Source organism: Kitasatospora sp. NPDC092286, assembly GCF_044755565.1.
In the GTDB taxonomy this organism is placed as follows: domain Bacteria; phylum Actinomycetota; class Actinomycetes; order Streptomycetales; family Streptomycetaceae; genus Kitasatospora.
On record NZ_JBIVRD010000008.1, the window covers coordinates 18893 to 42377 of the forward strand.

At 72.1% G+C, this 23485-nt stretch carries 14 protein-coding genes and 2 pseudogenes; 11 read left to right on the top strand and 5 right to left on the bottom strand.

Annotated features, from left to right (window positions below; translation table 11 throughout):
• Positions 1-182 precede the first annotated feature (182 nt).
• From ACIQIB_RS09950 to ACIQIB_RS09960, 3 genes are all read left to right on the top strand, one after another.
• Positions 183-1334, top strand: a complete 1152-nt coding sequence (locus ACIQIB_RS09950) for an acyl-CoA dehydrogenase family protein (protein ID WP_363608845.1) — start codon at positions 183-185, stop codon at positions 1332-1334.
• A 132-nt stretch (positions 1335-1466) separates the two neighbouring features.
• Entirely contained in the window at positions 1467-2159 is a 693-nt protein-coding gene (locus ACIQIB_RS09955) for a TetR family transcriptional regulator (protein WP_363608853.1), read from the top strand.
• Positions 2160-2372: 213 nt separating this feature from the next.
• Positions 2373-3080: a YukJ family protein gene (locus ACIQIB_RS09960; protein ID WP_363608843.1), complete on the top strand. Its 708-nt coding sequence runs from the start codon at positions 2373-2375 to the stop codon at positions 3078-3080.
• A gap of 342 nt (positions 3081-3422) precedes the next feature.
• Here ACIQIB_RS09960 and ACIQIB_RS09965 read toward each other — a convergent pair whose 3' ends face one another.
• From ACIQIB_RS09965 to ACIQIB_RS09980, 4 genes are all read right to left on the bottom strand, one after another.
• Positions 3423-3785 (bottom strand): zinc ribbon domain-containing protein YjdM, encoded by a 363-nt coding sequence (locus ACIQIB_RS09965; protein WP_363608841.1) that lies wholly within the window; start codon positions 3783-3785, stop codon positions 3423-3425.
• Between the two features lie 144 nt (positions 3786-3929).
• Positions 3930-4631 (bottom strand): response regulator transcription factor, encoded by a 702-nt coding sequence (locus ACIQIB_RS09970; protein ID WP_363608839.1) that lies wholly within the window; start codon positions 4629-4631, stop codon positions 3930-3932.
• Positions 4603-5697 carry a sensor histidine kinase gene (locus tag ACIQIB_RS09975; protein WP_363608837.1) on the bottom strand — a complete coding sequence of 365 codons (1095 nt, stop codon included), beginning with the start codon at positions 5695-5697 and terminating at the stop codon, positions 4603-4605. Before ACIQIB_RS09975 ends, ACIQIB_RS09970 begins: the two co-directional genes overlap by 29 nt.
• A gap of 147 nt (positions 5698-5844) precedes the next feature.
• Positions 5845-6735, bottom strand: a complete 891-nt coding sequence (locus tag ACIQIB_RS09980) for a UbiA family prenyltransferase (RefSeq protein ID WP_363608835.1) — start codon at positions 6733-6735, stop codon at positions 5845-5847.
• A gap of 312 nt (positions 6736-7047) precedes the next feature.
• Between ACIQIB_RS09980 and ACIQIB_RS09985 the strand changes: the two are divergent.
• From ACIQIB_RS09985 to ACIQIB_RS10020, 8 genes and pseudogenes are all read left to right on the top strand, one after another.
• A pseudogene (locus ACIQIB_RS09985) lies at positions 7048-8118 on the top strand (2-isopropylmalate synthase); the annotation flags it as partial.
• Positions 8119-8224: 106 nt separating this feature from the next.
• A complete protein-coding gene (locus tag ACIQIB_RS09990; RefSeq protein WP_400757483.1) occupies positions 8225-10969 on the top strand; it encodes an AAA family ATPase in 2745 nt (914 codons plus the stop codon).
• A gap of 133 nt (positions 10970-11102) precedes the next feature.
• Positions 11103-12815, top strand: a complete 1713-nt coding sequence (locus tag ACIQIB_RS09995; RefSeq protein ID WP_363608831.1) for a TIGR02677 family protein — start codon at positions 11103-11105, stop codon at positions 12813-12815.
• Entirely contained in the window at positions 12815-14158 is a 1344-nt protein-coding gene (locus tag ACIQIB_RS10000; protein WP_363608829.1) for a TIGR02678 family protein, read from the top strand. Before ACIQIB_RS09995 ends, ACIQIB_RS10000 begins: the two co-directional genes overlap by 1 nt.
• Positions 14155-18387, top strand: coding sequence for a TIGR02680 family protein (locus ACIQIB_RS10005; RefSeq protein ID WP_400757485.1), 4233 nt, complete (start codon positions 14155-14157; stop codon positions 18385-18387). The genes ACIQIB_RS10000 and ACIQIB_RS10005 overlap by 4 nt, the downstream gene beginning before the upstream one ends.
• On the top strand, positions 18384-19661 hold the full coding sequence (locus ACIQIB_RS10010; RefSeq protein WP_363608825.1) for a TIGR02679 family protein: 1278 nt from the start codon (positions 18384-18386) through the stop codon (positions 19659-19661). The genes ACIQIB_RS10005 and ACIQIB_RS10010 overlap by 4 nt, the downstream gene beginning before the upstream one ends.
• Before the next feature lie 697 nt (positions 19662-20358).
• Positions 20359-20577: pseudogene (locus tag ACIQIB_RS10015) on the top strand (multiprotein-bridging factor 1 family protein); the annotation flags it as partial.
• A gap of 117 nt (positions 20578-20694) precedes the next feature.
• Entirely contained in the window at positions 20695-21705 is a 1011-nt protein-coding gene (locus ACIQIB_RS10020) for a hypothetical protein (protein ID WP_400757568.1), read from the top strand.
• Here the strand turns inward: ACIQIB_RS10020 and ACIQIB_RS10025 are convergent.
• Positions 21686-23458 carry a prolyl oligopeptidase family serine peptidase gene (locus tag ACIQIB_RS10025; protein WP_400757486.1) on the bottom strand — a complete coding sequence of 591 codons (1773 nt, stop codon included), beginning with the start codon at positions 23456-23458 and terminating at the stop codon, positions 21686-21688. The genes ACIQIB_RS10020 and ACIQIB_RS10025 overlap by 20 nt on opposite strands.
• Between the last annotated feature and the right edge of the window lie 27 nt (positions 23459-23485).

A 23485-nucleotide genomic window follows, 5' to 3' on the forward strand; every position in this document is an offset into this window, starting at 1 on the left:
GGGGGCGGCCCGGCTCTGGAGTCCGCACGACGGCGGCGCTGTACACCCGCTGTACGGCCCGCGTACCGCAGAAAAAGAATAGGGAACTCAGTGCCGCCCTGTGAAGGCACTGAGTTCCCTTTTTGCTGCACACATGCATAATGAAGGGTACTGAGTGCCGTCGTGAAACAGGAGTGCCGATCATGACCCAGGACTTCGACCTCTTCCGGATCTCCGAGGAGCACGGGATGCTCCGTGAGGCGGTGCGTTCGCTGGCCGAGGCGAAGATCGCGCCGTTCGCGGCGGAGGTGGACGAGCAGGGGCGGTTCCCGCAGGAGGCACTGGAGGCGCTGCGGGCGAACGATCTGCACGCGGTGCACGTGCCGGAGGAGTACGGGGGCGCGGGGGCGGACGCGCTGGCGACGGTGATCGTGATCGAGGAGGTGGCGCGGGTGTGCGCCTCGTCGTCGCTGATCCCGGCGGTGAACAAGCTGGGTTCGATGCCGGTGCAGCTGTCGGGCTCGGAAGAGCTGAAGACGAAGTACCTGGGGGCGCTGGCACGGGGGGAGGGGATGTTCTCGTACTGCCTGTCGGAGCCGGAGGCGGGCTCGGACGCGGCGGGGATGCGCACGCGGGCGGTGCGGGACGGGGACTCCTGGGTGCTGAACGGGGTGAAGCGGTGGATCACCAACGCGGGCGTGTCGGAGTTCTACACGGTGATGGCGGTGACCGACCCGGAGCTGCGGTCGAAGGGGATCTCGGCGTTCGTGGTGGAGAAGGGCGACGAGGGGGTGTCGTTCGGTGCGCCGGAGCGGAAGCTGGGGATCAAGGGGTCCCCGACGCGTGAGGTGTACTTCGACAATGTGCGGATCCCGGCGGATCGGATGATCGGTGCGGAGGGGACGGGATTCGCGACGGCGATGCGGACGCTGGACCACACCCGGGTGACGATCGCGGCGCAGGCGCTGGGGATCGCGCAGGGGGCGCTGGACTACGCGAAGGGGTACGTGGCGGAGCGCCGGCAGTTCGGGAAGCCGATCGGTGACTTCCAGGGCGTGCAGTTCATGCTGGCGGACATGGCGATGAAGCTGGAGGCGGCGCGGCAGCTGACCTACGCGGCGGCGGCGCGGTCGCAGCGCGGGGACGGCGATCTGACGTTCTTCGGGGCGGCGGCGAAGTGCTTCGCGTCGGACGCGGCGATGGAGATCACCACGGACGCGGTGCAGCTGCTGGGCGGGTACGGGTACACGCGGGACTACCCGGTGGAGCGGATGATGCGGGACGCGAAGATCACGCAGATCTACGAGGGCACCAACCAGATCCAGCGGATCGTCATGGCCCGCAACCTCCCGTAGCCCTGGGGCGGTGCCGCCCGGCCACCGGGTGCCGCGGTCCGACCGGGCGGAAAAGCCGATGCTATGTTCCCGGGAATGAGCGAGAAGGAAGAACAGGACCAGCCCATGAACGACGGGCCGTCGAAGCCGGCGATGCGCGAGGCGCTCGTTGCCGCAGCCTTCGAGCTCTTCCTGGAACGCGGCTTCGAGCAGACCACCATCGACGACATCGTCTCGCTCGCCGGGGTCGGCCGGCGCTCCTTCTTCCGCTACTTCCCGGCCAAGGAGGACGTGGTCTTCCCCGACCACGAGCGCAGCCTCGCCGAGATGACGGAGTTCCTGGAGTCCGGCAGCGGCGAGGAGGACCCGGTCAAGCACGCCTGCGACGCCGCCCGCCTCGTCCTGCGGATGTACGCCGAGCAGCCGTCCTTCTCGGTCCAGCGCTACCGGCTCACCCGCAAGGTGCCCGGCCTGCGCGCGTACGAGCTGTCGGTGGTCTGGCGGTACGAGCACACGCTCGCGCACTACCTGCGCGGCCGCTTCGCCGAGCGCCCGGACGGCGCGCTGCGGGCCGACGTGATCGCGGCCGCCGTGGTCTCGGCGCACAACCACGCGCTGCGGACCTGGCTGCGCTCGGGCGGCGAGAGCGACTGGATCGCCGAGGTGGACGCGGCGATGGCCTTCGTCACCGGCACCTGGAGCGACCGGTCCACCGAGGGCGCGCCCGACGGCGACGCGGAGCAGGACGACGTGGTGGTGCTGGTCGCCAGCCGGCGCGCGCCGCTCTGGCGGATGGTGCAGGGCATCGAGGGCGCGCTGGGGGAGTCCCACCGGATCCAGCCGTAGCAGGTACGCGGCGCGGCGCCCGGCCCCTCGGGGGGGCCGGGCGCCTTCGTCCGCCCGCCCTCCCGCCCGACGGCCTGGCCCTGTTCGCCGACCGCTCCGGAAATCCCTTGCGGCGTACGCCGGATGAACATCTGTCGATTCGCCCGTACCGGCGGCGGCCGGTACGGGATAACGGAGGGGCTCGCCCACCTGACCGGCCGAAGGACCTCATCGATGCCCATCAAGAACTACGGCGTGCTCGCCGCCACCGCCGTCGACCGGCGCCGCGAGGGCGCCACCGACACCCCGCACTACCAGATCCACCTCCGCGACGCGCACGGCACGCACTACCGGGCGGCGGTCAACGTCCAGTCGCAGCAGTCCCCTTCGGACCTGCTTTACATCGCCGTGGACGACTTCCGGCACCCGGTCACCGCGCTGCTCCCGGCGGCCGGCAGCGGCTGGACCGGCCTCCCCCCGAAACCGGGCACCGCCGCCCTGGACTTCGTCCGCGGCGGGCTCTTCGACCCGGCCGGCCTGCGCGTCCTGCCGCCCGACCGGCCGGGCGCCGACAACGACCTCGCCGACCTGCTCGACCACCATGTGCAGCGCGCGATCCACGATCCGGCCGCCGCCGTCTACCTGTTCGGCCAGCGCTTCGGGCCCGAACCCGGGGTCCCCGACAAGGTGTTCGGCTTCCTGCCCGGCAACGGCGTCCACGACATCCACCTGAACCAGGGCAACAGCGGCCGCTTCCGCTCCGACGACGGTGTCTACCAGGACGGCGGCCTGCTGATCCACCTGCCCGCCGAGAACCGCTGGGTCGCGGTCTTCCTCGCCTTCCAGTCCCAGGCCTGGCGCACCGACGACACCACCGGCCACGCCCTCCCGGCGACCGTGCCCCACCCGACCGGCCCGAAACACCCCACCCGCACCCACTGAACCGGGACCGCCCCGCCCCGATCACTCATCCGGGTGAGCCCCGCATTCACCCGGAACGGGCGGGGCAGTCTCGTCCCGTGACCACAACCGGTAACCGCCCGAACCGTCGGGGCAACCCCCCCCCCCGCCGCCGGCGCCCCCGCCCGGCCCCCCTTCACCGCACCCCGACCCGGGCCCCCGCCCGGTCCGCACCGGCCCCCCGGCCCGTCACACCCCCGCCGCCGACCCGCGCGACCGCGGTTTTCGGGTCGCCCCCCGCCCGCAATGCCGTGGCGATCGCCCGCAATGCAAAAATGCGGGCCAGGACGGCTCCTTACCCGCATTTCATGACGGCCGAATGGATCAGGCCTTCTTGACCACACTCGACTTGAGCTGCATGGGCCCGAATCCTTCGATCCTGCAGTCGATGTCGTGGCCGTCGACACCGTCGACCAGACGGATATTCCGTACCTTGGTGCCGGCTTTGATCCCCGAAGGGCTGCCCTTGACCTTGAGGGCCTTGACGACGGTCACGGTGTCGCCGTCGTTCAGCACATTGCCGACGGCGTCCTTGATCACCCGATCCCCGGAGCCGGTGGCGTCACCCGCGTCGCCGCCTCCGGCGGGCACCCACTCATTGCCGCACTCCGGGCAGACCAGCAGAGCGTTCATCTCGTAGGTGTACTCACTGGAGCACTTCGGGCACGGGGGCGGGTTCTCGCTCATTCGTCCAGAATATCCGAACCCCGGCAAGGGCCCCGCCGCGTGGGCAGGTGGCAATCGCAGATGACGGCGGGTACGGGGGAAACGCTTCGTGGTCGTCGAAGCCGCCCTCGGCCTCGAATTCCGCCATGCCCCGGCCGCCCGCGCTCAGCCCGCCCGGTGGCGATGGCAGGACTGGTCGTGCGGAGGGGCGATCAGCGAGGCGCCGATCGCCTTGTTCACCGCGTCGATCCGGGAGACCGCACCCAGTTTGACGAAGATGTTGCGCAGATGGCGCTTGACGGTGGCTTCGGTGATCACCAGCCGGGTGGAGATCTGGCCGTTGCTCAGCGCCCGCGCGACCAGCTCCAGGATCTCCAGCTCCCGGGCGGACAGCACACTCTCCGTGACGCCCTGCATCTGGGCCAGGCTCTCCCGGGAGACGGCCAGGACCATCCGGTCCGAGCCGCGGTGGACGCTGCGGACCGCCGCGAGCAGCTCCTGGCCGTCCACGCTCTTCAGCAGGTAGCCCCGGATACCGGCGTTGATGAGCCGCCGGAGCAACTGCGGGCCGTCGTACATGGACAGCATGATGATCTGCGAGGACGGCGAGAGCGCCCGCATCCTGGTCACCGTGTCGGTCGGTTCGCCGTCGGGGAGTTCGACGTCCAGCAGGACGACGTCCGGCCGGTGCCGGGCGACCTGGGCGATCGCGTCGCCGCTGTTGGCGGCCTCGCTCACCACCACCATGTCGTCCTGCGACTCCAGGATCTCGCGCACCCCCTCGCGGACCAGCGCGTGGTCGTCGACCAGGGCGACGCGGGTGACGGCGGCCGCGGAGTCAGCAGCTCTGGCGTCGCGCGGGTTCATCGAGGAGCCGTCCTTTGAGAGGTACCGAGAGATCCACCCTGGTGCCGTTGCTCGGACGGCCGTTGACCAGCAGCCGGCCGCCGAGCAGTTCGGCCCGCTCGCGCATCGAGGACAGGCCGACGCCGGCGTCGGCCGGTCGCTCCTGCGGCAGGCCGCAGCCGTCGTCCTCCACCGAGGCCCGGAGCTCGTTGGGGGTGATCTCGACGTTCACCAGCAGCACTGTGGCCCTGGCGTGGCGCAGGGCGTTGCGGACGCCCTCGCGGAGGATCAGGAACACCTCGTCGAGCACCTCCGGCGGGGCCCAGGCCTCGTCCCCGTTCACCCTGAGCCGGGCCGTCACCTCGTCGGAGTCCACCGATTCCAGGTCGCTGAGCAGGGCCTTTTCCAGGCTCTTCAGCGGCTGGTGGGTGTGCAGGTCGGAGGTGACCGCGCGCAGGTGGTGCATCGACTCCTGGATGGCCTGCTGGGCGGTGGCCAGCTTGACGCTCGCCCGGTCCGGCTGCTTGTCCAGGTAGAGCGTGTAGAGCTCCAGCTGGCGGTGGGTCACGCTCATCCCGTGCCCGATCCGGTCGTGGAGCTCACGGGCGATCCGGCGCCGCTCGTCGAGCTGCGCCTCGTGGATCTTGTCGACGAGTAAGCCGGTGTACGCGACCACCGACTCGCGGATCCGCAGGGTGATGCTGCGTTCCAGCGCCAGGGTGATCAGGGTGAAGGTGTCCAGCGGCCGCGGCCCCTGCGGCAGATGGCTGAATATCGTGGAGAGCGCCGCGTGGAAGAAGACCGAGGAAGCCTGGACGGACTCCCGGGGGTGCACCCCGTCCGCCGCCCGCGTCGCGCCGATGTCCCAGGCCAGCAGCTTGTACGTCTGGTCGACCTCGACCTGCCCCGCGCGCAGGCTGTTGACCACGTCGGCGATGATCTGCCGGGCGTTGACCAGGGCCTGGTTCAGTGAGACCGGGTTCTGCGCGATGGCATTGCCGACCGCCCGGAGCTCGGTCTCGTAGGCCTCGACTATCTCGGGCGTGCGCTGTTCGATCAGGTCCGCCACCTGTTGGCGAGTCGTCAAGGCTGCCTTCTCCAAACCGGTCACGTGCCGGCCCCCGTGTCGCCTTGGCCAAGCGGGGTCAAGATACCAGAACCCCATGGAAATTCGGGGGCATGAACATGGATTCAGCCAGTGGCCCTTGCCGGTCGAGCGTGTTCGAATCTTCAACTAACTCAAGGGTTTGGCCAGAATGGTGAGACCGAGGACCAAATGGGTAGCGTGCTGGGTCCACATGAAGGCCACGTACGGCCGGCGGCGCTGCGGACGCCCGCCGTGGTCGCGCAGCCCCCCACTGGTCGCCAGCACTCCGACGGCGCCGGCCAGCACCGTCACCGCGCACCAGAGCAGCCCGGTGGAGTACAGCCCCGCGAACGCCCCGAAGGCCAGTGCCACGCCCACCGCGAGCAGCCGCAGCAGCCGGGTCGCGCCGGCCACCCCGAAGGCGATCGGCCAGGTCAGCCGCCCGGCGCTGCGATCGCCCTCGATGTCGGAGAACTCCTTGGCCACCCCGCCGACTCCGCCCATCCACAGCGTCATCATCCCGGCGAACACCAGCAGCGAGTCGTCCAGCCCGTGCCCGCCGGCCAGGAAGCCGGCCAGATAGGTGGCCAGTCCGGCGGCCAGGCCGGTCGCGGTACAGGTGTAGTACGTCTTCTTCAGCGGGAACGGCGGGCCCGAGTAGGCGTAGCCGAGCAGCAGGTACAGTGCGGCGAGCACGCCCGGGCCCGGCCCGAGGGTGAAGGAGCAGCCCAGCCCGGCCGTTGCGAGCAGGACGGCCGCGGCCGTCGCGGTGCGGGCCGGCAGGCGGCCGTCGGCGATCGGCCGGGTGGAGCCGTTGCGGATGTCCTCGGGGCGGTCGGCCACGCCGTTGAAGAGGTAGACCGCGGTGGTGGCCAGGCACCAGCCCGACGCGCCGACCGCCACCCGGCCCAGGTGCGGGAAGCCACTCGGATCGCCGAGCACGGCGCCGGCCAGGTAGCGCAGCAGGAAGGCCAGTTGCACCGCCGGGCGGGCCTCACGGAGGCAGTTCCAGACGGTCTCTCGGATATGTGTCGCCACCGGTTTCCCCTCAAAGGCCCTGTCGTGCCCCGTCGTCGTCGGCGACGGGAAGTCGTCTTCCCGTTCCGAGTATGGGCAGCCGCACCGCAGGTGGTCCGGGCGTCGAGGAGGAGTGGCCCGAGGGTGGCCCGGCCAGTACTCCCTTCGATACCCCTCTGCTCATCCCTCCGGTGCGGATGGACCGACAGCGCTCTCCACACCGTTGTCCGGGGCTCCGGCGGCTCTCTAGCGTGAGCATGGCAGGGTCGGCCGCAACCGGCCCGGTACTTCCCGCATGCCCGCAACGGAAACAGTTGTGAAGGGAATCAGACTGTGAAGGCTGACCGGCTGCCCCGGCGCTACCAGGCGTTCGTTCCGATGACCCTGCCCGACCGCACCTGGCCGGACCGAACCCTCACCGCGTCGCCGCGCTGGCTCTCCACGGACCTGCGGGACGGGAACCAGGCCCTGGTCCGCCCGATGACACCGGCTCTCAAGCTCGCCATGTTCGAACTCCTGGTGGACCTGGGGTACAAGGAGATCGAGGTCGGCTTCCCGGTCGCGAGCCAGGACGAGTACGACTTCGTCAGACTGCTGATCGATCAGGACCGGATACCCGAGGACGTCCGCATCTCGGTGCTGGTGCCGGCCCGCGACGAACTGATCGAACGTACCGTCAAGAGCCTGCGCGGCGCCCGCGGCGCCACCGTCCACGTGTACAACGCCACCGCGCCGGTCTTCCGCGACCTCGTCTTCGGGATCGGCCGGCAGGAGTGCGTCGACCTCGCCGTCCGCGGCACCCGGTCGATGATGCGGTACACCGAGCGGCTGCCGGCCGGCTGCGAGGTCGGTTACCAGTACTCCCCGGAGCTGTTCAACGAGACCGAGCCGGAGTTCGTGGTCGAGGTCTGCGAGGCGGTGATGGACCTCTGGGAGCCCGGCCCGGGCCGCGAGATCGTGCTGAACTTCCCGGCCACGGTGGAGCGTTCGATGCCGCACGTGTTCGCCGACCAGATCGAGTGGCTGGACCGCAACCTCTCCCGCCCCGAGTACCGCTGCCTCTCGATCCACCCGCACAACGACCGGGGCACCGGGGTGGCCGCCACCGAACTCGCCCTGCTGGGCGGGGCGAAGCGGGTCGAGGGCTGCCTGTTCGGCGGTGGGGAGCGGGCCGGCAACGTCTGCCTGGTCACCCTCGGCCTGAACCTGCTGACCCGGGGCATCGACCCGGGCATCGACTTCTCCGACATCGACCGGATACGCCGGACCGTCGAGCACTGCTCCGGGCTGCCGGTCTCCCGCCGCCACCCCTACGGCGGCGAACTGGTGCACGCCGCCTTCTCCGGCTCGCACCAGGACGCCATCGGGAAGGGGTTCGCCGCGCTGGAGGCCGAGGCCGAGGCCGCCGCCGAACCCGACCCGGCCCGGACCGCGGGCCCCGGCCCGGCCGCCGCCGAGCACCGCTGACCGGCCACCCCGCCCCACAGACGTACGAGAGGAAGCCTGAGCAATGATGCTGGTCGAACGCGATGAGCAACTGGCCTTCCTGGCCGGCCTGCTGGTCGAGGCGGTCGGGGGCCGGGGCCGGATCGCCGTGGTGAGCGGCCCGGCGGCCACCGGCACGAGCGCACTGCTGGACGAGTTCGTCGAGCAGGCGGCCGAGGCGGGCGCGCTGCCGCTGACCGCGGTCGGGTCGGCCGCCGAGGCCGGCCTCCCGCTCGGCGTACTGGGCCAGCTGCTGCGCGGTGCGCCGGTGCCGGCCGAGCAGCGGGCCACCGTCCGTGAGCTGCTCGCCGCCGATGTGGACGGACGGCATTCGGCCGCCCGGGACCTGAGCGCACTGCTGCTCGACCTGGCCGAGCGCCGGCCGCTCGCCCTGGTGGTGGACGACGTCCAGCACGCCGACCCGGACTCGCTGGCCTGCCTCTCCTACCTGACCCGCCGGCTGGGCCGCTCCCGGATCATGATCGTCCTCGGCCGTTCCGGCCAGGCCGCCCACCGCACCGCCGAGTTCCACCTGGAGCTGCTGCGCCGCCCCGGGTGCCACAGCCTGGTCCTGCCGCTGCTCACCCCCGGCGGCGTGGACCGGCTGGTCGCCGAGCGGCTCGGCCGGGAGGCCGCCGACCGGCTCGCCGCCGAGTGCCACCGGATCAGCGGTGGCAACCCGCTGCTGCTCACCGCCCTGCTCGACGGCCAGCTCGCCGCGGTGCGGGCCGGCGCCGCCGACGGCGCGCTGACCGTCGCCGACGGCTACGGGCAGGCGGTCCGCAGCCTGCTGCACCGGAGCGCCCCCGGGCTGCTCCCGCTCGCGCAGGGCCTCGCCGTGCTCGGCGCCCCGGGCGGGGTCGGCCGGCTGCTCGGCCTGGACGGCGCGGAGGTGGCGGGCGGTCTGCGCGAGCTGGAGGCGTGCGGCCTGCTGCACTCCGGCGACTTCCGGCACCCGGTCGCGCGGACCGCCGTCCTGCTCGACGCGGACCCCGGGCGCCGGTCCGAACTGCACCGCGGGGCCGCCGAACTGCTGTACGCGAACGGGGGCGCCGCGGCCGCGACGGCCGAGCATCTGCTGGCCTCGGGGCGGGTCGAGGAGCCCTGGACCGTCCCGGTGCTGGAGGAGGCCGCCATGCTGGCGCTGGCCGAGGGCCGGGTCGGCCAGGCCGTCGAGTACCTGCGGCTGGCCTGCCGGGTCTGCCAGGACGAGCCCCGGCTGGCCCGGATCAGGACCGCCCTGGTCCGCGCCGAGTGGCGGATCAACCCGAGCGCCCCGACCCCGCACCTCGCCGAGCTCACCAACGCCCTGCACCGCGGCCACCTGCGCCCCAGTGACGGCCTGGTGCTCGCCAAGGCCCTGCTGTGGCACGGCCGTTTCGAGGACGCCAGGGACGTGCTGTCCAGACTCGGCCTGGAGAACGGGCGGCACGACCCGGAGACCGCGGCCGAGCTGCGGACCACCCGGTCGTGGCTGCGCTGCTGGTACGCGCCGTTCCTGGCCTATGTGCCGTCCGCCGAGGAGGCTCCCGGCCCGCGCCCGAGGCCGTTCACCGCGGTCAGCCGGCGGCTGGAGGCGGCCACCGCGCTGGACTCGGTGCTCAGCAGCGGCCCGTCCGAGCAGGTGGTCGCCGAGGCCGAGCGGATCCTGCGCACCTCCCGGCTGGACGAGATGGGCATGGACACCGTCGAGTCGGCGCTGCTCGCGCTGACCTACGGCGACCGCGCCGACCGGGCCGCGCCCTGGTGCGACGGCCTGATCGCGGAGGCGATCTCCCGCCAGTCCCCGGGCCGCCAGGCGCGGCTGGCGACCATCCGGGCCGAGATCAGCGTCCGGCAGGGCGACCTGCCCGGCGCCGAGCGGCACGCCCGGCAGGCGCTGGAGATCATCCCGGCCGGCAGCTGGGGTGTGGCGGTCGGCGGTTCGCTGGCCAGCCTGCTGACCGCGCTGACCGCGATGGGCCGCTACGACGAGGCCGCCGACCAGCTCAACCTGCCCGTCCCGGAGGCGATGCTGCAGAGCCGCTACGGTCTCCACTACCTCCAGGCCCGCGGCCGGTACGAGCTGTCCACCGGGGACCTGAACGCCGCGCTCGGGGACTTCCTCGCCTGCGGCGACCTGATGGGCCAGTGGGGGCTGGACGTGCCCGGCCTGGTCGCCTGGCGCGGTGAGGCCGCCGAGGCGATGCTGCAGCTGGGCGACCGCGAGGAGGCCCGCCGCCTGCTGGAGGAGCAGCTCACGATGTTCGGCCAGTCCGAGCCGCGGGCCCGTGGTGTGACGATGCGTCAGTTTGCCGCCACCTGTGAACTGCGCCAGCGCCCGGCCCTGTTGCGCAAGGCCGCGGACATCCTGCAAGAAGCCGGCGACCGGTACGAGCTCGCCCGGGCGCTCGCCGACCTGGCCAGGGCCTACCACGACCTGGGTGAGCTGCGCCGGGCCAGGCTCACCGCCCGCCGCGCCTGGATGCTGGCCGAGGAGTGCCAGGCCCGGCCGCTCACCCGGCTGCTGGGCGTGGAGTTCGGCTGGAGCGGTGGCGACCGGCCGGTCCGGGAGAGCGCCCCGGCCGTGGCCGACGCGGTGCTCAGCGACGCCGAGCGCCGGGTCGCCGAGCTGGCCGCCCACGGCCACACCAACCGGGAGATCGCCGAGCGGCTGTACGTCACGGTGAGCACCGTGGAACAGCATCTGACCCGCGCCTACCGGAAGTTGCGGGTCAGCTCGCGGGGCGACCTGCCCACGGCGATGGGCTCGCTGACCCGGGCCGGCTGACCTCCCGGCAGGGTCGGACAGCGGGACCCAAGGGCCGGACCGGGGTGTTCCGGCGGAGCTCGGCTCCGCTGGAATGCGTCCGATTCCATCGGTCGGGCCCGAATCGTCGGCGTCAGAGGCTACCCTCACCCGCATGGAGCAGCAGTCCCACCAGCCACGGAGTCACTCAGACGGTGCGGTGCCGCCGGAGGGCGGGGCCGACGAGGACCGGCTCTGGCAGCGTCTGACCGCGTACGCCTATCTGAGCGCGCCCGAGCGCCAGGAGTACGTGGCGGTCATGCGGGTGTTCTGCTCCACCCTGCTCGCCGATCTGGCGGTCCCGGACGTCCTGACAAAGCTCGCGGCGGACGGCGCCCCGACCGGGCCGCTCGACTCCGAGACGGTCACCGCCAGGCTGGAACAGCTGGTGAAGTGGGGCAACCTGCTGCGCAGCACGCACGCCGTCAAGGCGGCCAGCATCACCGAGTACCAGCGCTCGCGGGCGCGGTACCAGCTCTCGAAGCTCGGCGAGCGGGTACAGCGGGACGCCGACGAGGTGCTCGCGGGAGCGGATGCCGCCCGTGAGGTGAGCAGTGAGCTGCTCGCACTGGTGGACCGGGGGCTGCGCGAGCTCGTCTCCGCCGTGCGGCGGCCGGGCGGGGCCGATCCGCAGGAGGCGCTGGAGCAGGTCAGCACCCTGTTCGTGCAGTTCGCGGAGTTCGCCGAGTCCGTACGGGACTTCTACGCGTACCTCGGTCAGGTGCTGACCCGCTACGACCTGGACGGAGGCGAGTACCAGGGATTCAAGGGCCTGCTGCTCGACTACGTGGAGGCCATCACCGAGGACGTGTCCTTCCGGTCACCGAGGATCGCGGCGAGTCTCGCGGAGCTCTGGCCCGCTCTGCCGGGGCTGCTCCAGCGGATCGACGAGCACGCGGTCGGCCTGACCGGGCTCCCGTCGGGCCAGTCCGGAGCCCCGGGACCGTCCGGAGCCCCGGGGCCGGCGGCGACGAAGGTCCAGCGCAGTCGCGGGCGGGAGCTCGCGGACTGGGAAGGCCTGCGCGGCTGGTTCGTCGCCGCCGACGGCCAGGGCAGCCAGGTCGACCAGCTCCGGGACGCCACGCTCCGGGCCCTTCAGTCCCTCCTGGCCAATGCCAAGCGCATGCTGCGCTCGGCGTCGGGAGAGATGTCGAGGCGCCGGGACCTGCTCCGGCTCGCGGCCTGGTTCGACGCCGCCGACCCGGACGGCGCGCACGATCTCGCGGTCGCCGCGTTCGGCCTCTACGGGGCCCGCCACCTGGGGGTGGCACCGGACCCGGACGGGGCCGTGCCCGCCTACGTCAGCTGGTGGAGCGGGCCGGTCGCCGACGTGCCGGTGGCCCTGCGCGAGCGGGGGAGCCGTGCTCAGCGCGGCCGTACCGCCGCCGTCGAGGACCACTCCGCGCAGAAGCGGCGTCTGCTGGAGGAGGCCCAGGCCCGGGCGGCCGCCCGGCAGGCCGCGGCCGACGAACTGCGCAGCGCCTCCGGCCGGTTCGGGCAGGTCCGGCTGACGGCCGCCGCGATGGCGCTGCTGCTGGAGCTGCTGGCCTCCGCCCTCGGCAACGCCCAGCTGCGCCGATCCGTTCACGGAGCCGGTGGGGCGCCCGACTTCGCACTGGACGACATCTCCGCGGGCGACGCCGAACTGGACATCGGGCTGACCGCCCGGCGGGTCACCGGCGCCGCTTCGGTGCTGTACTCCGTGGACGGCGATCTGACGGTGGACGATCTGGAGATCGCGGTCACCGGGTACGGCGTCCCCGCCCTGCCGGGCCCCGCCTTCCCGGACGCAGCCCGGCCGACCGCCGCGGCGGAGGTGGGCGCCTGATGGTCCTGCCCTCCGCACACGATGTCGCCCTGGCCGCCGAGCGCCGGGCCGCCGCCCGGCTGCTCCTCGCCCACCCGCTGGTGACGGCCGACGGACCCCACTCCGACACCTTCCCCCTGATCCGGCGGCACGCGGACTGGCTCTCCCAGCGCTTCCAACAGGTGCTGGGATACCGGCTGCTGGTGGAGGCCTCGTTCGCCCGCCTGTTCAAAGCCGGGCTCGGCCCCGGAGCCGGCCACCGCCTGGTCCGTTCCACCGGTACGCCGTTCACCCCCCGCACCTACGCCTACCTCACCCTCGCCCTCGCGGTCCTGGTGACCGCACCCGAGCAGATCCTGCTGTCGCATCTGGTGGCGGACCTGCGCGCGGCAGCGGTGGACGCGGGCCTGGAACTCGCCGACACCGGCCGGCAGGCCGAGAAGCGGACTCTCGCCGCCGCGCTGCGACAGCTGGTCGACTGGGGCGTGCTGACCGAGACCGAGGGCAGCGTCGGGTCGGTGACGGAGGAGCTCGGGGGCGAGGCACTGCTGACGGTGGACCGCGAGATCGCGAGGTCGATCACCGCCGGCCCGCTGGCGCGCAGCCGCGACGGCGCCGACCTGATCCGGCGCGCCGCCGATCCCGGGTTCGGCGGACCACGCACCTATGTGCGGCGGCGCCTGGTCGAGACACCGGTCGTCTACCTCGACGATCTCACCGACGGTGAGCGCGAGTGGCTCCGCACCCGACAGCGCAGGGAGGCACAGGCCTTCTCCGAACTGCTGGGCCTGGAGGCCGAGATCCGGGCCGAAGGAGTCGCCCTGGTCGACGCGGACGACGAGTTGACGGACCTCCCCTTCCCCGGCACCGGGACGGTCGCCCAGGCCGCGCTCCTGCTCGTGGAACGGCTCGTCCGCCACCTCCGGCCCGAGCACGCCGGCCACCCGGCCGTCGGCGGCCGACTGGCCATCGGCGTGCCCATCCCGCCGGGGCTCCCCGACGAGATCCTCCGCGATCTGATCGAGGAGTACGGGCGGCGCGGCAACTGGCAGCGCGGCTACCTGGACGACCCGGCCGCACTGCGCGCCGACGCGCTCGACCTGCTCACCCGGATGCGGCTGGTCGCTCCCGCGGGCCCGCTCCGCTCCGACGGCCACGGAGTCCCGGAGGACTACGGGACCGGCTCGTCGGACGGCAGACCCGTCACGGAGGTACTGGCCGCACGCGGCCACCCCGCCGGCGGCCAGGTGCTGCTCGCCGCGGCCGCACGCTACGCCACAACCGTCTCGGTCCGGCAGACCGAACGCCCGCCGGCCGGCACCGGCCCGAAGACAGCACCGATTCAGGAAGACCCGACCTCGTGAGCCGTCAGTCCGCGCCCGCCGCACCGCACGACCACGCCACCCACCGCTTCCGGCTGCACCGGGCCGGCATCCGCAACGTCTGGCAGTACGACGAACAGGAGTTCCGCTTCGGCGACGGACGGCTGCTGCTGCGCGGCAAGAACGGCGCCGGGAAGTCCAAAGCCCTGGAGATGCTGCTGCCCTATCTCCTCGACGGCGACGCCCGGGCCCTGGACGCCACCGGAACGGGCCGCACCACCCTCGCCTGGCTGATGCTCGACGGCTTCGAACAGACCAACCGCATGGGTTATCTGTGGGTCGAGTTCCGCCGCACCGACGACGAGGGCACCGAGCGGTTCCTCACCGTCGGTGCCGCCGTCCGCGCCTCGAAATCCACCGGCACCGCCAAGCCGCACTTCTTCACCACCACCCGACGCGTGGGCGAGGAACTGCTCCTCGCCGAGGCCGGGCAGCCGCTGCCGCTCGACCGGCTGCGCGCCGCCGTCGGCGCGGAGAACGTCCTGGAACGGCCCGCCGACCACCGGGCGAGAGTGGCCCGGGACCTCTTCGGCCTCACCGACAGCGCGCGCTACCGCAACCTCACCCAGCTGCTCCACCGGCTCCGCCGCCCCACGATCGGCGACCGCATCGAGTCCGGCGGCCTGGTCACCGTCCTCAGCGAGACCCTCCCAGCACTCGACGAGGACGTGGTCGAGAAGGTCGCCCGCAACCTCGACGACCTCGACAGCGTCCGCGACGACCTCGGACGGCTGGAGAAGACCGACGCCGCGCTGCGGCACTTCCTCGGCGGCTACCGGGGCTACCTGCACGGGGTGCTGCGCCGGCGTGCCGGCGCCGTCGACAGTGAGCTGGACACCCTCGCCGCCCGGCGTAGAGCGGCCGGCGAAGCGGCTCAACTCGTCGGCGGGCTGAGGGCCGAGGAGACCGCGGCCACGGAGATCCGGAACCAGCTGCGCACGGAGCAGGAGGAGGCCAGGGCCGACCTCGCCGCCCTGCGCCAGAGCACCGGCTACCGCAGCCTGCAGGAACTCGGCGAGCGCCGCCGGACGGTGGAGGCCGTGCGCGTCGCGGCCGGGACGGCGTTCGAGATGCTGCGGGTGGCCCACGAAGGGGAGCATGCCGCCGGCGCCGCCGTGTCCGCCGGAGCGGAACGGGTCGGCACCGGGCTGCGCCGACTGGGCGAGTCACACCGGGAGCTGCGCGACGCGGCGGAGAGGTCCGGCATCGGTCCGGCTCACCTGGGAGAGCCGGCCGCGGTCCCGCCGGTCGTCCTCACACCCGCCGGCGAGGAGGAGATCCTCGATCCCGACGGCGTCGCCCATCCGGTCGGCCGGGACCGGGTGGCGGCGTACGACACGGTGGCGCTGGCAGGGGAGCTGCGGCGGTGGGACGCGTCGCTGGCGGCCGCGGAACCGGTCGCCAAGGCCAGGATGAGAACGGTCGGCGAGCTCGCCGGTCTGCTGGCCGAGTCCCGTAACGCCGCCGTCGCGGCGCGCGACGCGGATGTGGAACGCGAACGCCTGGGCGAGCAGGCCGAGCAGGCCACCGAGCGGGCCGGGCAGCGCCGCCGGGCGGTGCTGGCAGCCGGCGACGGGTACGCGGCGCAGGTCTCCGCCTGGGCGGAGCGCCTGGAGCGCCTGGCCGGGGTGCCTCTGGACGATGTCCGCGCGGTGGTCGCGCGCGATGAGTCCAGCGACGGGTCCGGCGACGGGTCCTTCGCCGACCGCGCGCTCCCCGCCGAGGTCTGGGAGGACGTGGCACAGACCGCCGAGCGGAGCGTCAACCCGGTCCTGGACAGGCTCGCGGGGGAACGCGACCGGACGACCCCCCGGGTTCACAACCTGTCCCTCACGCTCGACGCCCTGGTCCGTGAGAAGCGCGAGTGGGAACAGCGGACGGACCCGGAACCGCCGCGCCCCGCGCACCGGGGCTCCGCCCGGTCCGGGCCGACCGGAGCACCGCTGTACCGGGCCGTCGACTTCGCGGACGGCCTGACCGCACCGGACCAGGCCGGACTGGAGGCGGCACTCGAAGCCGGCGGGCTTCTCGACGCCTGGATCACCGCCGAGGGCGCCCTGCTCGACCCGCTCACCCAGGACACCCTGCTCCGCCCCGGCGCCGAGGTCACCGAAGGGCCGACCCTCGCCGCGGCGCTGCGCCCGGTCGTCGCACCCGGCAGCGCCGTGACGGCCGGCCGGATCGAGGCCCTGCTGGCCTCCATCCACCTGGTACCGGCCGGCGCGCCCTTCGACGCGACCGCTCACAGCGCGATCAGCCCCGACGGCCGGTGGCGGCTCGGCGTCGCACAGGGCGCGTACACGAAGGCGCGGGCCGAGTACGTCGGCGCGGAGCAGCGGGCCGCCACCCGCCGCCGGCACATCGCCGAACTCGCCGACCGCATCGCGGCCGCACAGGACGCGCTGGCCGAGGAGGAAGCCCGCCTCAACGAGCTGTCGGAACGGCTGGGCGCGCTGACGACCGCCCTCCGTGACCTGCCGCGAACCCGGCCGCTCACCGATGCCTGGGCCCACCTGGCCGCGGCCGAACTCGCCGAGGACGTTCTCGTCCAGGCCACGGCCAGGGCGGCGACGAAGGCGGCCGAGGCCCGGGCCGCGAGCGTGGCGGCCCGGCGGCAGGCCGAGGCGACCGCCACCGCACACGCCCTGCCGGTCGACCCGGCCCTGCTGGACACCGTGCGCGACGCCCTCCGCGACCTGACGGCCGGCACGGTGCGCCTGCGCCGCGACGTCCTCGCCGCGGCGCGGACCGTGACCGACCACCGGGCGGAACGCGACGGCTTCGAAGAAGCCCGTACCCGTCGCTCGGCCGCGGACTCCGCCTATGCGGGGCGCCGTGCCGACCTGACCGAGGCCCGGCGTGAGATCCGCACGCTCGAGGAGACCGTCGGCGCCTCCGAACAACAGCTCCTCGCCGCCGAGGACACGATCCGCCGCCGCCTCGTGGCCGCCGCCGACCAACTGCCCAGGGCCGAGGCCAAAGCGGCGGACCTCCACGACGAGCGGGTGCGGGCCGAACAGGACGAACAGGTCCGCCGCAGCGACCTCGCGACCCAGGAGACGGCCGTGATCCACCGCGGCCGGGAACTGCGCACCGCGCTCGCGGCCCCCGAAGTCCTGCGCGGCGCCGGCCTGGCCGGCCGCACCGCCGAACTGACGACGCCCGACCCGGCACACGACGACGCGCGCACCCGGCTCAAGGCGCTGCGCGGACTCCTCGACCACCTCCGCGGCTCACTCGATCCCGAACGACGCGACATCTCGGACACCACGCTGCTCAACCGCTTCAACGACCTGCGCGACCAACTCGCCGGCGGCTACGACGCCGCGCTGGAGGAACCCGACGGAGTCAAGGTCTGCCGCCTCGTCGACGACACCGGGCAGCACGACGTCGCGCTGGTCGGTGAACGCATCGCCGCGCAGGCGAGCGAGGCCCGGGCCCGGCTCACCGAGCGCGAACGCGACGTCTTCCAGCGCTTCCTCACCGGAGAGCTCGGCGACAACCTCTCCAGCCAGGTGCTGGCCGCCGGAGCCCTCGTCAACGCCCTGAACGACACCCTTCGTTCGGTCCGCACCTCGCATGGCCTCGGCGTCGAACTCGACTGGCGGCTGGCCGACACCGTGGACGCCGACGTCCGGGCGGCGGTGGAACTGCTGCGCGGCCCGTCCGGTCTGCGGACCCGTGAGCAGTCCGAGCAACTGCGCGAGGTGCTTCAGCGGCGCATCGAGGACGCCCGCCGGGCCGACCCCGCCGCCGGGTACGCCGCCCACCTGCGGACCGCGCTCGACTACCGCTCCTGGTTCACCTTCCAGCCGTGGGTCATCGACGACTCCGCGGCCGTCCGCAGACGCAAGTTCACCGGGCGCACCGGCCTGAGCCAGGGCGAGCAGCGCGTCCTGTCCTATCTGGTGCTGTTCGCCGCGGCGGCGGCCCACTTCACCACCCTCGCGGAGTCGGCCCCCCAGGCCCCGCGCCTCATACTGCTCGACGACGCCTTCGCCAAGGTCGACGAGCCGACCCACGCCCGGCTCGGCCGCATCCTCGTCGACCTCGACCTGGACTTCGTCCTCACCAGCGAGCGGCTGATGGGCAACTGGCCCGACGTGCCGTCCCTGCACATCTACGAATGCCTGCGGGACCCGCACCACCGGGGCGTCGCGACCCTCCACTACACCTGGAACGGCCGCAGCCGCCGACTGGTGGACGTGTGAACAGCCCCCGCGCGCTGCCCGCGGAGGTGAGGGACTGGCTGTCGAGGCCCGGCCTCGCGCGGCTGTGGGCCGCCGTCCGCGCCCGGCTGGAACGCAACGGCCTCCAGGCCACCGGAAGCATCCGCCTCACCGGGCTCGACCCGTCGGAACGCGAGGCGCTCTCCCTGCTGCTCGGCCGTCCGGTCACCCGCACCGAGGCCACCGTACGGCTCGCCGACCTGGACACCCGCCTGCGCGTCACGGCGGCCCAGTGCGGCCTGGTTCACGCGGCCGGCGAACTCGGCGGCCCCCTCACCGACCGTCGCGCCGCCCGCGCCACCGTCCACGCGCAGCGCGCCGACCTCTGGGAGTCGGCGGCGGGCACGCTGGCCTCCTCCCCCCTCGCCGGCCAGGAGTGGGCGGACCGCTGGCTGACCGACATCCGCCGCGGCGGCACCCCGGGCCGTCTCGGGCACGAGGACGCCAAGGACCTCCTCCGGCAGGCGATCCACGTCCTGGGTCTGCTCCTGACCGGCGGGGACGCCGCGGACCAGCCCCGCGGGCGAGGCGAACTCGCCTCCCTCGTCACCGGCACCGCACACGGTCTCGACGACGACACCCTGCTCTCCCGGTTCGTCCTGCGTGGCATCGCTCTCGCTCACGACGAACCGCCGCCCCCCGACGCCCCGAGCCGCCGCTCCCTCTGGCGCCTCGTGTCCGTCTCGCCCGACGAGGTGTCCAGCACCGTCCTCACCTACGGCCTGCGCCCCGTCTCCAACGGCTGGCGCGAACGGGCCCTGCGCGAGCGGGCGGACCACCACACCGAGACCCACCTCACCCTGCGGGAACTCCGCTCCCTCGACCCCGCACCCGCACCGGGCACGCGGATCCACATCTGCGAGAACCCGCGGGTCGTCGAAGCCGCCGCCGACGCCGCCCGCACGGCACCACTGGTCTGCACCTCCGGTAGCGCGGCCACCGTCGTCCTCGAACTCCTCGACGCGCTCGCCGCCGCCGGCTGCGAACTCGCCTACCACGGAGACTTCGACTGGCCGGGCATCGCCCTCGCCAACCGCCTCATCCAGCGCTACCGCGCCCATCCCTGGCGCATGACCGCCGCCGACTACACCCACCTCGCCGCCCACACCCGCGCCCAGGGCAGCCCGCCCCTCCCACTGTCCGGCCCACCCGTGCCCGCGACCTGGGACCACTCCCTCGCTCCCGCGATGACCACCCTCGGCACCGCCCTGCACGAGGAGTCCGCCCTGCACCTGCTCCTCGACGACCTGACCTGACCTGACCTGACAGCCCGTCCGGCCTCTGTCTCCTCCGTGGCCTCCACCTGCTCGGCGAGGTAGTCGACCAGCGATGCCCCAGAGGTGATGCCGAACGTGGTGTGGGTCTCAGGGGGCCGCCCGAGGGAGGGTTTTGTGCGCACACATACATCTCTATTGCTGGAGGGTTCTATATATATCTTCAGCGCGGCAAGGTCCCGTTTTTGGGTATGAAGGGGCCCCCTCTCGAAAGAGGGGGCCCCTGAATTCAAGATTCCAGTGCTCCCGACCTATTCAGGAGTCGGTCTCACAGAGTGCGGCAGCCTGGACCTTGCCGTACCAGGCTGCATCCTGCCAGGCCCTACCGTCGTATGGGACGTTGAGCCTGATCGAGTCAGCTGACTTACCGTCCGCATCCATCCAGGCGAATCCTCCGCTGATCACGTGAGTGCCTGTCGTGCGGTGGGCCACGCGACTGCTGCACCGTGGCCGGAAAAGCAAAAAGACCCGTTCCGGATGGCGGCTGGGGCAGTGTGCCTACGTGCGGCTCCTCCTCGGCTCCGTAAAGTTGCGGGGATGTCTCTCGGGAGAAACCTCCCGACCTGCGTTGTGGTCGCAGCGTTCGCCGAAATATGGTGTGAACAATGGGTTATGACGGTACGTTGACGAGGGTGTCGCTGTCATCGGCGGTGAGTGCTGGTGTTGGCAAGGGGGTGGAGTGGCAGCCAGATCGCGGGAGATCGTTGCTTCCGGGTCAGCCCAGGCGCGGCTGGGGGCCGAGCTGCGGAAGCGGCGGACGGAGCGTGGATTCAGCCAGGCCAAGCTGGGGGCCGCTGTCCACTGCAGTCCTGACCTGGTTCGCCGGGTTGAGGCGACGGAGCGGTTCCCAGATCGTGAGCTCATCGAGGCGTGCGATCGCGTCCTGAACGCGGACGGAGCGCTTGTCGGTCTGTGGCCCGGCGCCGACGAGGAACGGCGGCGTTCGAGGCCTGTCGCTCCAGCATCGGCTGAAGGGCTCCGGCCGACCAGGTTCGCGCCCGAGGCCTCCGACGCCTTGATCACCAGCTGGGTCGCGGCAGACGGGCCGATGGCCGCATCGGCCGAGTCGGGTGGTCGGTTATGGGTAACGGATCAGGACGTTCTCCTGGCCAGGGACACGCTCGCGATGTTCCGGCAGCTGGATCACGCGCACGGCGCAGGCCAGTTCGCCGCTCACTTGTCGACGTACATCGACACCGAACTGGTCTCGTTGCTTTCACGCCCTGCGGCGAGCCGCGACACGGAGCTCGGCCGACGCCAGGTGGCCACTGGCTTCCTCGAACTGGCGGGCTACCAGGCCGTGGACTCCGGTCGGCCAGGATGGGCGCAGGCTTACTACAAGCGAGCTCTCGTGCTGACTGCGGAGGCGCGTGATCGCGCCTATGGCGGCTATCTGGTGGCCGTGAACCTTGGGCACCTCGCCCTGCACTGTGACCACTCCGATGCCGCTCTGCGGTGGTCGCAGGCCGCGATCGCCGGCGTGGGCACCGCTGCGAGTCCGGCGACGCGGGCCGCGATTCTGGCCGTCAGCGCGCGAGCCCATGCGCGAATGGGTGACGAGCAGCCGACCACCGCGCTCATGGTGCAGGCGGAGGCCCTGCTCGATGCCTCCGATGCGCAGGAAGAACCGCCGTGGATCAGTTATTTCACTCGTGCGTACCTGGCGGACGAGATGGCACATTGCCTGCATGATCTCGGCCGGGCTCCGGCGGCTCGGAGCCAGGTGGCTGACGCACTCGAAGGCGTAGGTCGGGACCGGGTCCGCCGCTTGGCGATCGACGCTGCGCTGCTTGCCTCGACCTGGCTCCGGTCCGACGATCTGGAACAGGCGTGTGCCGCCGGGAGAGAGGCCGTCGGATACGCGGCGAGAACGTCCTCGGGGCGCTCTGTCGACAGGGTCGCGCGTCTCCTCTCCGATCTGGCACCGTACGCCGGACACCGGGACGTGGCCGAGTTCTTCGAGTACGTGCATGCTGTGCTGCCTGCGGCAGCCCAGCAGGCAGCTGCTACCCGGCTGCAGGGATGAAGCGGTTGTAGAACGCCAACTCCGCTTCCAGCGCAGCCTGAAGGCTTGCCGGGTCGGACAAGTAGTGTCCTACGCCATCAAGGATCAGCGTCTGGTGATCCTTGGCATCGGCTGCCAGTTGATCTGCGAGCTCCACAGCATCCGACACGGGTGCGACGGCGTCCGTAGTGCCATGGATGAGGAGCACCGGTACTGAGATCCTCCCGGCCTGGATAGGACCTGCCGGTCCGGCAAGAATCGCGGCGTGCGGCCTCTGGAAGCGCGGGGCTGTCCTGGTCCACCGCTCGGGGTCGATGATGGCCGACGTTGCCGTGGCCGCTGTGAAGGGGCCACGCAGACAGGCGGCTTGGAGCGCGGTGTATCCGCCCGCGCTGGCGCCGGTGATGAAGACCGCACCCGGTAGCGCGACACCGTCGGCCAAGAGCTGTTCGGCGACCAGCACGCAGTCTTCGACGTCATACTCCCCCCAGTGCCCGTGCAGGGCCTGGCGGAACTCGCGACCCTGTCCGGTGCTGCCGCGATAGGCGACCTCGGCCACGGCGAACCCCCGGCTGGTGAAGAACTGCACGGTCCAGTCAAGACGCAGCGGTACGTCATCGGTGGGACCGGGGTGCGCCCGCACAAGGAGTGGTGTGGGCATGGCGCTGTTACGGGAGCTCGGCAAGTGGAGGACGTACCGCACAGCGTGGCCTTGCCGAGTCTCGTGCACGCTTGGGCCGGCCACCTGGGGACGGTGGGCTGCCGAGGTCTCGTCTTCGGTCCGCCGAGTGCGTTCGGTGGGATTGAGCATACGGACGGAGGGAGAACTGAACGGAGTTGATCCGATGACCGCCAGCTCTGCGCCGTGCGCCGTGATGTACGGCTTCAGCGAGGTCAGCTCTGTCTTGAGCTCGGTCTGACTTCCACCTGGTTCCACGGTGATCAGACGGGTCCGAAAGCCGTCGAGGACGGTGAGCGCGATCCCGCCGCCCGGCAGGAAGGCGTACGACTGGTAGCCGCCCTCCCAGGGCGCCGGCGCACAGTCGGCAGCCAGCGGCGCCACCGCATGGATCGGGCCGTTCCAGCGGTAGAGGTTCCACCATCCGGTTCGGTCGGAGAGGAAGTACAGCGACCCGTCCGGCCCCCACGACGGTTGTATGACGGACTCGTACACGCCGCCCGCGACAAGCTCGCTCGCGCTGTCGGCTGCGCCAGCCCTGTACTCGGCGATTCGGAGCCTGGACGAGTCCCACGGCATCCGGTCGGCATCCCATTCGAGATACGCGAGCAGGCCACCGCGCACCCGCGGGCTTGCCAGGAAGCCGGTCGAGCTGATCAGGACCTGGACGGCCGTGTCACCGTGCCCGATCGAGACGATCTCGTCGCCGTCCTCGGTGCCCCGTACTGCGAGAAGCCCTTCCGGGACGAGATGTAGATCACCGTAGAGGAAGTCGTCCTCGCGGGGCACGACGCACTGTGGCGATGACTGTCGGCCGATTCGGTAGACCTTGCTGTCGATGGCGCTGACGATCCACTGGCAGTCCGGTCCGACGGCATACGATCCGCCGCCGTAGGCGTGGAGCCAGCCGCCCACCGACACATCAGGCGGTGTCTGGGCCTGGGGGACAGAGTCAGGCGCCATCCGCACGAGGCGGCGAGCACCTTCCAGATCGGGGTCCGACTGGAGCCACCACAGCGCGCCCCCGACTGACGTGAGTTCGTCGTAGGACGTGTGCTTGCGGGCCACCCACGCTGCACTGACCTCGTCAGTCATTCGATCCTCACGATTCTGAACGGGTGC